This is a genomic window from Vampirovibrio sp., assembly GCF_041737375.1.
Taxonomy (GTDB): Bacteria; Cyanobacteriota; Vampirovibrionia; order Vampirovibrionales; family Vampirovibrionaceae; genus Vampirovibrio.
The window spans coordinates 388558-402447 of sequence record NZ_JBGSRV010000010.1; the positions used below are offsets into that span (position 1 = coordinate 388558).

Annotated in this window: 14 protein-coding genes and 1 tRNA gene; 8 read left to right on the plus strand and 7 right to left on the minus strand. The window is 50.8% G+C overall.

All coding sequences use genetic code 11. From position 1 onward, the window contains the following. Window positions 1-5 precede the first annotated feature (5 nt). Together glgC and ACEW81_RS06780 are read left to right on the plus strand one after the other, a co-directional pair. Window positions 6-1274 carry a glucose-1-phosphate adenylyltransferase gene (gene glgC, locus ACEW81_RS06775; RefSeq protein WP_373532209.1) on the plus strand — a complete coding sequence of 423 codons (1269 nt, stop codon included), beginning with the start codon at window positions 6-8 and terminating at the stop codon, window positions 1272-1274. 134 nt (window positions 1275-1408) lie between these two features. Further along, window positions 1409-2743 carry a 2-oxoglutarate and iron-dependent oxygenase domain-containing protein gene (locus tag ACEW81_RS06780; RefSeq protein WP_373532210.1) on the plus strand — a complete coding sequence of 445 codons (1335 nt, stop codon included), beginning with the start codon at window positions 1409-1411 and terminating at the stop codon, window positions 2741-2743. 85 nt (window positions 2744-2828) lie between these two features. On the opposite strand, the gene ACEW81_RS06785 is transcribed toward ACEW81_RS06780, so the two are convergent. The 4 genes from ACEW81_RS06785 to ACEW81_RS06800 all read right to left on the minus strand — a co-directional run bounded on the left by ACEW81_RS06785 (window position 2829) and on the right by ACEW81_RS06800 (window position 6700). Beyond that, window positions 2829-3614, minus strand: coding sequence for a succinate dehydrogenase/fumarate reductase iron-sulfur subunit (locus ACEW81_RS06785; RefSeq protein WP_373532211.1), 786 nt, complete (start codon window positions 3612-3614; stop codon window positions 2829-2831). Next, on the minus strand, window positions 3614-5431 hold the full coding sequence (locus tag ACEW81_RS06790; RefSeq protein ID WP_373532212.1) for a fumarate reductase/succinate dehydrogenase flavoprotein subunit: 1818 nt from the start codon (window positions 5429-5431) through the stop codon (window positions 3614-3616). The genes ACEW81_RS06785 and ACEW81_RS06790 overlap by 1 nt, the downstream gene beginning before the upstream one ends. Next, entirely contained in the window at window positions 5432-6301 is an 870-nt protein-coding gene (locus ACEW81_RS06795) for a succinate dehydrogenase (protein WP_373532213.1), read from the minus strand. It lies immediately after the preceding gene. 132 nt (window positions 6302-6433) lie between these two features. Continuing rightward, window positions 6434-6700: a DUF5069 domain-containing protein gene (locus ACEW81_RS06800; protein ID WP_373532214.1), complete on the minus strand. Its 267-nt coding sequence runs from the start codon at window positions 6698-6700 to the stop codon at window positions 6434-6436. 174 nt (window positions 6701-6874) lie between these two features. On the opposite strand from ACEW81_RS06800, the gene ACEW81_RS06805 reads away from it, so the two are divergent. From ACEW81_RS06805 to ACEW81_RS06815, 3 genes are all read left to right on the plus strand, one after another. Next, entirely contained in the window at window positions 6875-8029 is a 1155-nt protein-coding gene (locus tag ACEW81_RS06805) for a helicase HerA domain-containing protein (RefSeq protein WP_373532215.1), read from the plus strand. 14 nt (window positions 8030-8043) lie between these two features. Next, window positions 8044-8427 carry an HNH endonuclease gene (locus ACEW81_RS06810; RefSeq protein ID WP_373532216.1) on the plus strand — a complete coding sequence of 128 codons (384 nt, stop codon included), beginning with the start codon at window positions 8044-8046 and terminating at the stop codon, window positions 8425-8427. 72 nt (window positions 8428-8499) lie between these two features. Next, window positions 8500-8583, plus strand: a tRNA-Leu gene (locus ACEW81_RS06815). A 249-nt stretch (window positions 8584-8832) separates the two neighbouring features. Here ACEW81_RS06815 and ACEW81_RS06820 read toward each other — a convergent pair. After that, complete coding sequence (locus tag ACEW81_RS06820; RefSeq protein ID WP_373532217.1) at window positions 8833-9465, minus strand: uracil-DNA glycosylase; 633 nt, start codon at window positions 9463-9465, stop codon at window positions 8833-8835. A gap of 76 nt (window positions 9466-9541) precedes the next feature. Then, window positions 9542-9739, minus strand: a complete 198-nt coding sequence (locus ACEW81_RS06825) for a hypothetical protein (RefSeq protein WP_373532218.1) — start codon at window positions 9737-9739, stop codon at window positions 9542-9544. Between the two features lie 272 nt (window positions 9740-10011). Between ACEW81_RS06825 and ACEW81_RS06830 the strand changes: the two genes are divergently transcribed. From ACEW81_RS06830 to ACEW81_RS06840, 3 genes are read left to right on the plus strand one after another with little or no spacing between them, the layout of a single operon-like run. Further along, window positions 10012-12354, plus strand: coding sequence for an HD family phosphohydrolase (locus ACEW81_RS06830; protein ID WP_373532219.1), 2343 nt, complete (start codon window positions 10012-10014; stop codon window positions 12352-12354). Between the two features lie 9 nt (window positions 12355-12363). After that, complete coding sequence (gene ybeY / locus ACEW81_RS06835) at window positions 12364-12921, plus strand: rRNA maturation RNase YbeY (protein WP_373532220.1); 558 nt, start codon at window positions 12364-12366, stop codon at window positions 12919-12921. Between the two features lie 57 nt (window positions 12922-12978). Further along, window positions 12979-13377: a diacylglycerol kinase gene (locus ACEW81_RS06840; RefSeq protein WP_373532221.1), complete on the plus strand. Its 399-nt coding sequence runs from the start codon at window positions 12979-12981 to the stop codon at window positions 13375-13377. Window positions 13378-13444: 67 nt separating this feature from the next. Here ACEW81_RS06840 and ACEW81_RS06845 read toward each other — a convergent pair whose 3' ends face one another. Next, window positions 13445-13627, minus strand: coding sequence for a hypothetical protein (locus tag ACEW81_RS06845; protein ID WP_373532222.1), 183 nt, complete (start codon window positions 13625-13627; stop codon window positions 13445-13447). Window positions 13628-13890 lie beyond the last annotated feature (263 nt).

The window sequence follows — 13890 nt, forward strand, 5'->3', positions numbered from 1 at the left end:
TGAAGATGAAGAAGAATGTTTTGGTCATGATTTTGGCCGGTGGCGAGGGCAAGCGTTTATCGCCCCTTACGTTAGAGCGGGCCAAGCCTGCGGTGCCTTTTGGCGGTAAATATCGCATCATCGACTTTGTAATCAACAACTTTATCAACTCCGAGTATTACAAAATCAAAATTTTGACCCAGTTCAAATCAGACTCCCTGAACCAGCACGTGTCCCGCTGCTGGCCCATGCCCCCCTTCCTGAATCAGTTTGTGGATTTGGTACCCGCCCAAATGCGGCTGGGCCAGGAATGGTATAGAGGCACCGCTGATGCCATCTACCAAAACCTGAACCTCATTTATGATGAAATGCCCAGCTTGGTGGCCGTTTTTGGGGGCGATCACATCTACAAAATGGATGTGAGCCAGATGATTGATTACCACAAAATGCAATCGGCGGATTTGAGCATTGCGGCCATTCCAGTGCCGGTGAGTCAAGCCAGCGAGTTTGGCATTATTGAAGTGGACAGCATGTTTCGGGTAACCGGCTGGCAGGAAAAGCCCAAAACCAACGTGAAGGAAATTCCGGGACGCCCCGGCTGGGCACTGGCTTCCATGGGCAACTACATTTTTAACCGGGAAGTGCTGGTTGAAGAACTGCTGCTGGATGCCGCCAACGAACATTCCGCCCATGATTTTGGCAAAAACGTGATTGCGGATATGCGGAAAAAAGGGCGACGCATTTTTGTATACGACTTTGGCACCAACACTGTTCCCGGCCAAAGTGAATTTGAGCAGGGCTACTGGCGGGATGTCGGCACCATTGACGCCTACTGGGAAGCCAACATGGATTTGGTGGATATTTCTCCGGTGTTTAATCTGTACAACCGGGAATGGCCCGTCAAAACATTCTCCTACCAAGCCCCGCCCGCCAAATATGTATTTGACCAGGAAGAACGGCGAGGATTCGCCACCGACTCCATCGTATCCGATGGCTGTATTATCAGCGGGGGCCGTCTGGTGCGTTGTGTGCTCTCTCCCTTTTGCCGGGTGAACAGCTACTCTCTGGTGGAGGAATCCATTTTGATGCACGGGGTTCATGTGGGACGTCACGCTAAAATTCGGCGGGCCATTATTGATAAAGGCGTAGAAATTCCCGCTCATAGCCGCATTGGATACGACCGGGAAGAAGATGAACTGAGAGGATTTTATGTGTCCGAAGGAGGCGTCACCGTGGTGCCAAAAGGAGCCATTATTTCCCCACACCCAGAACCCCTTGAAGTCCGAAGCTTATAATCTTTTCCCTAAGTGACGCCCTGAATAGCGCCCTTGTGCTGTGCTTTTAAAACACCCTTGCGTCCTGCGCTTATTTGCACTATGAAATAGGAAACTATTTCTAGTGTTCAAGTGGGAATCGAGGAAAAAAATTAATGCTTACATACGTGCGCACGCATTTAGGCGCGGCGATGCCCGTTGGGTTTTCATCGCCACGCAAAAAATCAGAACTGACCTTAGAATCAAGCCTTAAAAACAAGCAAACTACACCAGAAAAATCAGCGTCACAAACCCAGCCCGCCGCCACGCAGGAAGTCCAATCCAAAATAACAATCGCCCCGTCCCAAGCCCATCATTTTTCAGGAGCGATGCTAAACACAAAAAAAACAGTTCCCATTCGCTTTCAAGGATGGGGGCAAACAGGGCAGGCACTCCCTGAGGTGAACTTGCAAGATTTTACCAGCGGAAATGCCGCAAAACGGGTGGCCTTTGTACAAAAACTGGGGAACAGCCTGTCCCAATTCGGGTTTGTCTCCATCAGCGGTCACAACGTCTCTCCCACGCTGATCAAAACTTATTATCAAACCCTGCCAAAAGTTTTTGGCTTGCCCATGGACGTTAAAAAGCAATACGTTCGGGCCGATTTAGGTCGTAGCCGAGGCTATTACGAGTTAGGACAGGAAACCAAATCCGCTTACGAGGGTGGTCCCCGCGTGGCTGATAAAAAAGAAAACTGGCACAGTGGCGCGCCCGACACACTCAATGTATTTCCCCAGGAAGGCTCTCGCAGCTTTCCCCGACAAAACGAAAGGCTGTTCAAGCAAATGGAAAACACCAGCCTTCTTTTAGCGGAAGCGGTGGGCGAGTATCTGGACAGCATTGGGCTAAAAGATCAGGGGTATTTAAAATCCACCCTGCTGGATGGCAAACGACCGATTGGCAATCATCTGATGCGTAGCATTCATTATCCTGCCGTGCCTGAGGCGGAACGACAAGGCTATCAAGCGGGACAGCCAGTGATTCGGGCAGGTCAGCATTTTGACATGAACCTGTTTACCCTGCTGCCAGAAGCCACTGAGGCAGGTTTACAAATCATGCCCCGTAAAAACGGGCAGGAAACTGGCAAATGGCTGCCCATTCACAGTCAGGCTGGCACCTTGGTGATGAATGTGGGCGATATGCTTTCTCTCATTAGCGGTGGAGAAATCAACGAGCAAGGGCGCATTGTAAAACAAGGCGTCATTCCCTCCATTCGTCATCAAGTGGTGGGTGATGAGACGACGCTGAGCCGTCCCCGATTGTCCATCCCCTTTTTCACCACACCCCACTACGATAAGCCCTTACGCAACTTAAAAACAGGTCAGGAAATTCCCACCGTGGCATTTTCTTACCGACGACTCAATGGGCATGGCAGCCTGAATAACACCTCTCTTTCTGAGTTCAGAAAGAATGTAACCCCCATGGTACGGCCTTTAACGCTCATTAGGTGAATAACAAAGGCGCAGCACCCTTTCCTAAACACTAAAACGCTCAGACCCATGGCCTGAGCGTTTTAATTTTTTACAGCAATATGACCTAACGAATAAAGCCCAGCTTGCGCAGGAACCACATCATCGGATCGTAATAACGATCCACCACCCGCTCTTTCAGCGGAATAATGGCGTTATCGGTAATTTTAATTTCTTCCGGGCAAACCTCGGTACAGCACTTGGTAATGTTGCACAGGCCCACACCCGCTTTTTCCTTAATGAAAGGAATGCGATCGGCCCGGTCCATGGGGTGCATTTCCAGGCTGGCCAAACGAATCATCCAGCGAGGCCCGTAGAAATGCTCTTTCTGGTTGTGGTTACGCAACACATGGCAAACATCCTGGCACAGAAAGCACTCAATACACTTTCTGAATTCCTGGGGCCGATCCACATCGTTTTGATAATAACGCCAGTCCTTGGAGTTATTATCGGGCGGGGTGAAGGGCTGAATGGTCTTGTTGACCTCGTAATTCCAGGAAACGTCTGTCACCAGATCCCGAATGATCGGAAAGGTTTTCATGGGTTGAACATCGATGGGTTTGCTCAAATCCAGATGATCCAGCCGGGTTTTGCACATCAGGCTGGGTTTTCCATTTACTTCGCCGCTGCAAGAGCCGCATTTTGCCGCTTTACAGTTCCAACGAACCGCCAAATCAGGACTTTGGTAGTTTTGAATATAATGCAAAGCATCCAGCACCACCATGCCAGACTCCACGGGAACCGTGTATTCCTGGGTCTGACCGCCATTAGCGTCTCCCCGGAACACCCTGAAAGTGGCAGTCTTAGTCTGACCGTTGGCGGCAGGCGCCTCATGAGTCGCTGACTGGGCCATTACTTTTTCTCCTCTTCAAAGAGTTTCTTCAGTTCGTCTGGCATGATTGGTTTTGGCTCGGTGCGATACTGCATTTTGCCATCCGCACCCTTATTAACCAGGGCATTCAAATTAGAGAGTTGCTCATCGTACTCAGGGAAGTCCACACGAGTGTGGCCTCCACGGCTTTCCCGACGCTCTAAAGCACATTTGGCAACCGCTTTGGAAACCACAATCATGCTCTTCAAGTCCTGAGCCAGGTGCCAACCGGGGTTAAACTGAATAGAACCTTCCACGGAAACATTAGCGACCCGCTTTTCAATGGCATCCAGCTCGGCAAGCGCCTTGGTCAGGTCTTCTTCCGTTCGCATAATGCCAACCTTGTGTTGCATCACTTCCTGAAGATCCCGGTGTACTTCATAAGGACCCTCGCCCGTACGCTCAAAAGGAGCCATCAAGGCTTCGGCAGCCGCTTTCACTTGCGCTTCATCCGCTTTGGGTGTGCCCTCAACGGACTTGGCAAACTCGATAGCGCCCAGTCCGGCCAAGCGGCCAAACACCACCAAATCAGACAGCGAGTTGCCACCCAACCGGTTGGCCCCATGCAGCCCCGCCGCGCATTCGCCAGCGGCAAACAAGCCGGGAACCGCCGTCATTTGGGATTCCGGGTTTACCTGAATACCGCCCATGGTGTAGTGCATGGTGGGACCCACTTCCATGGGTTGCTTGGTAATGTCCACATCCGCCAACTCTTTGAACTGGTGGTACATGCTGGGCAATTTGCGCTTGATGCGATCAGCGTCCTGATAGCTGATATCCAGGAAGACGCCCCCGTGTGGGCTTCCACGTCCGGCCTGTACTTCATAGTAAATGGCCTTGGACACGTTATCACGAGTGGACAATTCGGGTGGACGACGGGCATCAGTATGCTCGTTGGCCAGGGTTGCTTTAACCCAACGATCACACTCTTCCTCGGTTTCCGCAAAGGTATGCTTGGTCTCGGGGGGCAGATAGTCAAACATAAAGCGCTTACCGTCTTTATTTCGCAGAATACCACCTTCGCCCCGCACCCCTTCGGTTACCAGAATGCCCCGAACCCCGGGCGGCCAAACCATGCCGGTGGGGTGAAACTGAATGAATTCCATATCCAGCAAATCAGCGCCCGCTTCATAAGCCAGCGTCTGGCCATCGCCGGTATACTCCCAGGAGTTGGAGGTCACTTTCCAGGCTTTGCCCGTACCGCCCGTGGCCAAAATCACGGCCTTGGCGTTAAAAGTCACAAAGCGTCCGCTTTCACGCCAGTAGCCAAAGGCGCCATTCACCCGGCCATCGCCATCTTTCAGCAATTGGCTGATGGTGCATTCCATGTAAACGTCAATGCCAGAATGCACACCCTTGTCCTGCAAGGTGCGAATCATTTCCAAACCGGTCCGATCGCCCACGTGCGCCAAGCGCTTGTAGGTATGGCCTCCAAAGGCCCGCTGGCTGATTTTACCGTCTTTGGTACGGTCGAACACAGCGCCCCATTGCTCCAGCTCGTTAATGCGCTCGGGGGCCTGCTTGGCGTGCAGCTCAGCCATCCGCCAGTTGTTCAGGAACTTGCCACCCTTCATGGTGTCTTTAAAGTGGGTTTGCCAGCCATCGGCCGGATCCACGTTGCCCAAAGCGGCAGCGGCGCCACCTTCAGCCATTACAGTATGCGCTTTGCCCAACAGGGATTTACAAACCAGCGCTACCGACAAGCCTTGCGCGGATACTTCGATAGCGGCTCTCAAGCCAGCGCCACCGGCGCCAATTACCAGCACGTCATGCGTGTGGGTTTCGTACGTCACGCTCATTTAGAACATACCTTTCCAAGAAAATTCAAAAATCCGGTCGAAATTGGCCGGAATGATACCACGGGACAGCGCCGTCAGATAAATATCGGCAATAATTACCCAGCCCAGGCTAACCCAGCCAAACAAACCGTGCTTGGCATTCAAAATACTCTGGCGCTGGAAGGCATGGCCACGGGCTTCGCTAACGGGACAAGAGGAGAAGCAATCAATTTTCCCACCCAGAATGTGCCGCCAAGAGTGGCAGCTAAACACATACAGCGACAACAAAATAACATCCAGGGTAATCACCAGGCTACCTACACCCAGCCGCAACCCGGAAAAGCCGGGGCTGAAGAAGGAGCAAACCACATCAATGGTGTGCAAGGTAATAAAGGCCGCCGCTAAATAAAAGAAGTAACGGTGCAGGTTCATCAACACCATGGGCAAAGCGGTTTCGCCCATGTACTTTTTACCGGTGCCCAACAAGGCAATCAGCGGGCTTTTAGGCTTGACATCTACCGCACAAGCCGCTGGAGCGGTGAACAGTGAACGATAATAAACCCGTCGGTAAAAATAGCAGGTGGCCCGAAAACCGGCAGGCACCCACAAAATAAAGAGCGCCGGAGATAAAATCCAGCCCATATTCCCATTTCCCGGTACTTTCTCCAAAAAGGGAATGTGCAGACCGAACATTTCCAGATAGTGTGGTAGATAAGGCGTATAAAGCGGAGAAATGTAATGGGTTCCCGGAAATTCACTGGGATAATTTTGCAGGGCCCGAAAAGTTGCGTAAATAATGAAGACAATGAGGGCAGCGCCAGCCAGAATTGGCTCAACTTGCCAGCCGTCTGTCCGGTCGGTACCCTGATTCCTCGTTGCAGTTGTAGCCACGCTCAAAGTTCCTATAATTGAATAATCAGCTGAGTACGGAAATAGCCGCACGTTAGCAGCCGTTTGTTTTATTTTATGCTAACCCCAAACCGGGTTCTGTGATTTCTCTCAAAGAGGGCGGCTTACCCGCTGCTAGCGGGGCTGTTTGCCGGGCAGGTTGGCGCCAACACGCTCCAGTTCAAACAAAACCTGCTCATCGGTGGTTGCGGACACCGCGATTTTCTGGAAGGTTTCCGCATCCACGCTCAACTCTTTCAACAGCCCACGATCCATAGGGCAGGGGAATTCCAGATCGTACTGTTCAATTTCGCCAGCCGCCTCAAGGCGTGCCTTGTCGATCATACGGGCCAGCCAGCCAATGCCGCCAATTTGCAGATTTCCACTTCTCGGCTCCGCCATGATGGCCTCCTTATATGTAAATTACTTAATACGTGTATCTGTCATTTTTGAATGCGTTGAATTTAAACACAGACAACCTACACCCATAGTACCTGAAATTGAAAAGCCAATCCATTACCGGACTTGTCAAAAAATAATTCCCTAGACCGGACAGTTTCCCCTATAATGAGCCTTATGTTCCGATTTTTGAAAAACCAGATTATCCCCGGACAGAGAGCTTTACAGGTTGCCAAAAACTTCAGCATTCCGCTGGAGGCCTTTGCCACAACTGGCGAGCGGGATGCCATTCTGGCTTCTTCCGGCATGGGTAAGTCTTATTTAACCGGCGTTTTACTGGAAGAAACGCTAGAAAATGGTTGTTTGGTGCTGGTGATTGACCCGGAAGGGGAGCATTTTACGCTAGCAGAGCGCTACCCCATGCTGATTATTGGCGGCGAGCATGGCACCTTACCGCTGGATGAAGAGGGCATTGATCTCTATATAGAAGCCATGCTCCAAAATCGCCTGTCCGCCGTGTTTGATTTGTCGGAATATCTGGATGAAGAACAGCAGCATTTATACGGCCTGATTGTGGATTGCCTGTTTCAGGCTGAGCAAAAATATCGCACCAAAATCCGTCTGGTGGTTGAAGAAGCCCAGATTTACGCCCCCCAACGCATGGCGGGTGGATCCTCTCCAGCCAAACGGGGCAAGAAAAAAACCATGGACCCGGTGCAAGCCTCTCAAAAAATTGCCAAACGAGGACGGAAGCGGGCCATTGATAGCCTGTGGGCCACTCAACGCCCGGCCAGCTTAAGCAAAGATATTTTGAGCCAGTGCAATCGCTTCTGGTTCGGGGGCATTCAGTCCGAACAGGACTACAAAGCCATCAAGCCTTTTTTAAACGAGGCCGGTATCTCCTTTGCGGCCATTAAAGCCTTAAAACCCGGTGAATTCTACTACTACGCCAAAGGCGAAACCCATATTATAAAAGTTCGAAAACGCCACTGCAAACACGCCGGGGCCACCCCGGAGGCGGGACAAACCTTTAGCGCCGTGGCCGATGGGCAAATGGAATCCACCATGAAAGCGCTGGTTCAGGAAATTAACAAGCGCACCGTACAAAAGCGTGAAGAAGATTCTGAGGTCACTCGCCTGAAAGCGGTGATTCGGGACTTAGAGCATGAAAACAAAAAGCTGGCCAAGGATTTGGAAGAAGAACGCATGGCCACGAAGGTGATTGAGCGTTTAGGCTCCACACCGGCCACGACCTCACCCAAACCACTGCGAAAATCCAGACTGGCCGACTTGGAAAAGCCAGAGCCCGAAAAGATTTATCTGGAAAGCTAGCGAAAGAAACAACCATGCCGCTGAGTAATCGGGTCTGTTTTCTGGTGAACCTGCGAGATGGCTTAGGATGCCAGCAGTGTGGCAGGCAACCTTCCGCGCAAGCCAACTATCATCAGGGGTTCGAATACCATCACGTTCTGCCCCGCAGTCAGGGTGGCAGCGATGAACCGGAAAACATTGTGCTGCTTTGTCATGCCTGCCACCAGCACACCCATCAGTCCGGCTTTTCAGCAACCCTGCCAGACCTAACCCCTGTTTTAAACTTTTCTTGCTACCCATGTAAAGCGGTTTTGGATAGCCAAACGGTTGAAATGAACTGCGGCTGGTATCGCTGCCCGGTTTGTCACGCCCAAACGCATTTATTCACCCATTTCCAGGGCTCAGCCCAACAACATTAGCTGCCCGCTGGTTGCTGAAAGCGAGCGCCTCCCGTACAATGTTTCAATCTTCCTTCCTTCGTTATTCATGTCGGGCGAGTGGCGAAATGGTATACGCGCTAGTCTTAGGAACTAGTGGAGCAATCCGTGCAGGTTCAAGTCCTGTCTCGCCCACCAAAAATTTTTCAAAAACAAATTTTTTAAAAAGACGCTGACAATGGCGTCTTTTTTGATGGCGAAGCCCCCTGAATACCTGGCCGCAACTATAAAAAAAAGTTGGGCCGTTACCGACCCAACTGTATCTCACTACTTGTAATCTACTTAAATCATTTGTATTGATTGAACCATTGAAGCCCAACCTTGCCAATAACCAAGCGGGGGTATAGGCACCTCACAAGGCCAAAGCGGAGGTGCTACCCTTTATACCTAAGCGGGGTAAGCCCCCAAGGGGATGCCCAGCTTGTCCATTTCCAGTTTCACCGTTTCCAAATCCGCCAACATCAGGGCCTTAGGGCTGCCGGGCTTGCTCGAAGGATTTCTTAACAAATAAGACGGGTGGAAAATAGGCATGGCCTTGGCCCTATAAGGGGTTTCAAACCATTGGCCCCGAATTTGGGTAATGCCCTGTTTGGTTTTCAAAACATCCTGAACCGCCGTGGCGCCAGCCAACAAAATAATTTTGGGTTGCACGGCCTGAATTTGCGCTTCCAAATAGGGAAAGCAGGCGGCCATTTCCGCAGGCTTGGGCTTGCGGTTTTGGGGTGGGCGACATTTCACCACGTTGCAAATATAAAGATCCCGTTGACGATCCAGGCCCACGGAGGCCAGCATTTGGGTGAGCAGTTGTCCGGCTCTGCCCACAAAGGGAAGACCCGTCTCATCTTCATTTTGTCCCGGCCCTTCTCCCACCAGCATAATGGATGCCTGCGGGTTGCCATCGGAAAAAACCGCCTGAATGCGAGTGGCACTCAGCTCGCACCGGGTACAAACGGAAGCCATGTGGGCCAGCTCGGTTAAGGAAAGCCCCTGAGCAAGTGGATTTAATAAAGTCTGCTGCATAACAATGCCCTGCCAAAGTGGCTATCACAGGGTGAATATTAACACAGAGACAGCAATGACCGTACTAGCGCCTTGGCTACTTTCGGTATAACCGCAAACTAAAGCGGGCTTTGCCAAATTTAGCGGGATCCTGAAGCCGTTTCATCTCTGAAAACGTAGTCGTCTCATCAAACGTAGCCCCCAAAGCCCTTAAAGCGGGAGTCGGTTTGCCTGCCTCGGCTTCTGTAGATTTCAACCTGTTTTTTAGGGTAGGTGTAAACGCGTTTTTGTTCATATGAGACCCCCTCAAGTTTGGCAATTCAAATCAACGTTTCTTGAGCGATACCCGTAAATCAGAAGCTTATTTGCATGTTTATCTGGCATCATAACGGAGGTTTTACAGGAAAAGCCATAAACCCAATATATGATTTTTCTCCACGAATGACACCAGGCGAGCTAAAATGGTGGAACTCCTATGCTAGGCAAATACCCATCCACAACCCAATTCACCCGCAAAAAAGCACTTTGGGTATCTCAAACCCTCTCCCAACCTAGGATGTCTTGATTTTGAAATTATTACAGGAACCCGATGAGCACCATTTGCCAGATTCACCTCAGGCATTGCTGCCCTGGTATTCAAAGCTGCTGAGGCGCATTTTAAGCCGGATATTTTCCGGCACCGGCATTACAGTGGCCATTGGCGTTGGGCTGGTTTTGGCTTTAAGCGTTATTATTGGGGCCGATTATCTGGAACGCTCTCGTAATGTAGACAAGGATGGCATTAGCCAAGCCGACTTTTATGCGGCCAACCGCATGGAGATCATTGATAAGGAAGCCACCCAACGAAAAATTGATCGGGCCAAACAAACCATTCCGCCGGTTTACCAACCCGATGAGCCGCATAATCAGGATATTACCCAAGCCTTAAATAAATTGCTGGATCATCTGGGCAAAATGGTCACCAACCCGGAGCTGTCCAAGGAAGCCAGATACGGGCAATATCAACTGCTCACCGAAGGCAAAACCAACGCCGAAAACATTTACACCCAATACTTTCAAACCTCCATTCCCGAAAACGAGTGGCAAAACATTGCCCAAGCCAGCCGCATTGGCATGGAACGCATTTTAAAAGCAGGCTTTACCGAAGCCGATGAGCACCTGAAGCGCTCGGCCATTATTCAGTACAGCATTCCTGAAATGGGGTTCAAGGCCAAATACCGCACCCTGGTTTATTTTTTGCTGGATGCCTCTCTGGAGCCTAACCTGATTCTGGATGAAATGGCCATGCGCCGCAAACAGGAGGAAATCAGCGCTCAAATCAATCAGCAACCCGAACTTAAAATCTACAGCCGCAAAGAAAAAATTATTGGTAAGGGAGAAAGAGCCAATCCCTTGCAGATGACCGCCTTGCAACGCATGGGCAAACTCTCGGGCGGTAATAACTGGGGCGCTTCGCTGGGCGTTTTTCTGCTGTCCCTGTTGTTTGTATTTACCCTGTGGAGCTATCTGTATAGCTTCAGAAACCGGCAGTTTTTCCAGCCCGCTTATGCGGCCATGATTAGTACCCTGGTTCTCCTGACCACCGTGTTTTTCCATTTACAGGAGGCGGGCGCTTTCGGAAACATTCCCTTGTTCGCCTTTCCGCTGGCCACCGTGGGCCTGACGCTGGCCATTTTCACCTCTCCCTTGCTCAGTGTTTTAACCACCACCCTGTTGGTGTTTTTGCTGGCGCTTACCTTGCGGGCCGATTTTGCCAGCTTGTCGGTACTGCTGTTTGGCAGCTACATGGGCATTTACATTGTGGGCCAACGCACCCAGTACAGAGATCGGGGCAAGCTGATGTATGCCGGTTTCTATGTAGGAGCCACCAATGTCCTGATTTTACTGGCCTTAAGCCTGTTACGGCCCACATATGTAGAAGCCTCCGGCATGCCTGCCGCCTCCGATGTGATTGGCTGGAGCATTTTTAACCTGAAGATGCTGGGGTTCAGTTTTTTCAGCGGCATTACTTCCGGCATTTTAACCATTGGCTGGCTGCCACTGCTGGAAACCATATTCAGGCTGATTACCCCGTATACCCTAATGGAACTGGGCAACCACGATCAGCCTTTGTTAAAACGCATGCAGTTTGAAGCTCCCGGCACGTTTCACCACAGTTTAATGGTGGCCTCCCTGTCGGAAGCAGCGGCAGAGGCCATTGATGCCAATGCCCTGCTCACCCGTGTGGGCTGCCTCTATCATGATATTGGCAAGATGAAACGGCCTCTCTTTTTCATCGAAAATCAGGCTTATTTCGGGGTAGAAAATCCTCACGACAAACTGACCCCCCGCCTGAGCAAAATGGTCATTACCGCCCACCCCCGTGACAGCATTGAGATGGCCAAGCACCACAGGCTGCCCGAAATTCTGATGCGCTTTATGACCGAGCATCATGGCACCCTCACCGCTGGTTATTTCTACAGTAAAGCCTGTCAGGAAGAAGGCGCTGAAAATGTAAATAAATCTCAGTTCCGCTACCCCGGCCCCAAGCCAGCCAGTAAGGAAACCGCCATTGTAATGCTGGCCGATGCCTGCGAATCGGCGGTGCGAGCGCTCAAAAACCCCACCGTGGCGGCCGTGGAAGAACGAATTGATAAAATAATTCAGCAACGCATTGAAGACGGTCAGTTTGACAACTGCCCCATCACTTTTCAGGACATTTACAAAATCAAGCAAACGTTCGTTCGGGTATTGCGAGGCATTCAGCATAACCGCATTGAATACCAACAAAATATGATGCGGGAACTGGGCCGGAAGCTACCCCAACCCGCCACAGCGGAGCAAGCCAGCCTGCAAGATGCCCTGCTAAAAACACAGGAAAGCCCCAAGCCGCCCACCAAAGCCGAATCGCCCAAGGCCGGAGAAAAATAAACACTTCAAATGACTGAACTCTCTTTTAGCCAAAATCACATCACCACCCTCAGCCTGCCCTTCCTGTGTCTGGAAATTTTTGCGGAAGAGCGCATACCAGTGCCTCAGGTCAATGAGCTGTCCCTGTTGCTCAGCAAAGCGTGGCCCTTTTTTTTACAGGTGGCAGAGCAGCATCGTATCTACGACAACCTGACCCTGGATCTGAAAGACAAAGTGCTGGAGGTAGAGCTGACCTGGACCAATAATGCCACCATGCAGACCCTCAATGAACAATATCGCCAAAAAGAAGGCCCCACAGACGTACTGACTTTTACCTTACTGGCAGAAGCCCTGGACCCGGCACTTTGGGTCAGCTTGCCGGTGTTACAACTGGGCAGTATTTTTATTTCGCTGGAATATGCCCAAAACGCGGTTCAGGCAACTCCAGAACTTTCGCTGAACGATTATCTGCTGGAACGGTTTATCCACGGCATGCTCCACCTGCTGGGCATGCACCATGACACCATGGAAAAGTTTGAAAAAGTGGTGGCCATTCAAAATGAAGTGCGAATCCTCACCACCCCCTAGCGTTTAACACGCTATCAGTTTTTCGATTTTAGGCCCTAAGCGTTGTATAGTGTGGCAATGAAGGCACCAACCCCAACCCCGCAACATCCGTTCAAGTCCCGCAGCTTCCTGCACAGTTTGGGCTACGCCATCAATGGACTGGTAGCGGCCTTTAAAACAGAACGAAACTTTCGGGCGCATATGGCCATTATGGTTGCGGTCATGCTGATAGGCGCTTTTTTGCAGGTCAAACCCATCGAATGGGCGCTATTAATTATGTGCATGACCCTGATGGTGGCGGTAGAAACCCTAAACACCGCCCTGGAGTATCTGGTGGATTTGTGGGTGGATGGGGTTTATAACGAAAAAGCCAAGCTGGTAAAAGACATTGCGGCAGGGGCCTGTCTGGTCACCGCCATTGGGGTAGCCATTAGCGGCGGATTGATATTTTGGCCCTATCTTCAGAACCGGTTTTAGGCAAAAAAAGGACCTGCAAAAAAAAGGACCCGAAGGTCCATTTCGCTTTTACTTGGCTACGAGGGGTCTACGCCAAGATATCCAGAGAGTGACGATCTTTAGTTTCGATGGAACGATACTTCTCCGGGTGAACCCACAGATCCAGCAATCTTAAAGACGCCGGGTCAAGATTCGCCCGAAGGGAAGCCCGCTCCCTGGTTTCCGCGATTTGAGGGGTGTTATAAATTTTTTGAAGGGGTGGCATCAACATAATGCTCAACTCGTTTCTGCACAAGGCTAACGGTTTTTCGGATGCTGACCTGCTAGTGTAATTTCTACACTTTGTTCTAGTGTATTATCGACACTATCACCCTCAAGTCAACGAAAACCCTGCGAATCGTTAAGATTTATTAAGCCAAATTTAGCCAAACACATGAGCCAGTCCCTCATTCGAAACTTTTGGGCATTTCCTATTTTTCGCCTCAAAACAATCCGTGCCGCTAAAGCGCATCACCAAACAGGGTGCGGAGATCA

Coding starts and splice junctions, on each gene's coding strand:
- glgC (WP_373532209.1), top strand. CDS start 6: ATGAAGAAGAATGTTTTGGTCATGATTTTGGCCGGTGGCGAGGGCAAG.
- ACEW81_RS06800 (WP_373532214.1), bottom strand. CDS start 6,700: ATGGCGGAGCCGAGAAGTGGAAATCTGCAAATTGGCGGCATTGGCTGG.
- ACEW81_RS06825 (WP_373532218.1), bottom strand. CDS start 9,739: ATGAACAAAAACGCGTTTACACCTACCCTAAAAAACAGGTTGAAATCT.
- ACEW81_RS06790 (WP_373532212.1), bottom strand. CDS start 5,431: ATGAGCGTGACGTACGAAACCCACACGCATGACGTGCTGGTAATTGGC.
- ACEW81_RS06805 (WP_373532215.1), top strand. CDS start 6,875: ATGTTCCGATTTTTGAAAAACCAGATTATCCCCGGACAGAGAGCTTTA.
- ACEW81_RS06820 (WP_373532217.1), bottom strand. CDS start 9,465: ATGCAGCAGACTTTATTAAATCCACTTGCTCAGGGGCTTTCCTTAACC.
- ACEW81_RS06780 (WP_373532210.1), top strand. CDS start 1,409: ATGCTTACATACGTGCGCACGCATTTAGGCGCGGCGATGCCCGTTGGG.
- ACEW81_RS06845 (WP_373532222.1), bottom strand. CDS start 13,627: ATGTTGATGCCACCCCTTCAAAAAATTTATAACACCCCTCAAATCGCG.
- ACEW81_RS06840 (WP_373532221.1), top strand. CDS start 12,979: ATGAAGGCACCAACCCCAACCCCGCAACATCCGTTCAAGTCCCGCAGC.
- ACEW81_RS06785 (WP_373532211.1), bottom strand. CDS start 3,614: ATGGCCCAGTCAGCGACTCATGAGGCGCCTGCCGCCAACGGTCAGACT.
- ybeY (WP_373532220.1), top strand. CDS start 12,364: ATGACTGAACTCTCTTTTAGCCAAAATCACATCACCACCCTCAGCCTG.
- ACEW81_RS06810 (WP_373532216.1), top strand. CDS start 8,044: ATGCCGCTGAGTAATCGGGTCTGTTTTCTGGTGAACCTGCGAGATGGC.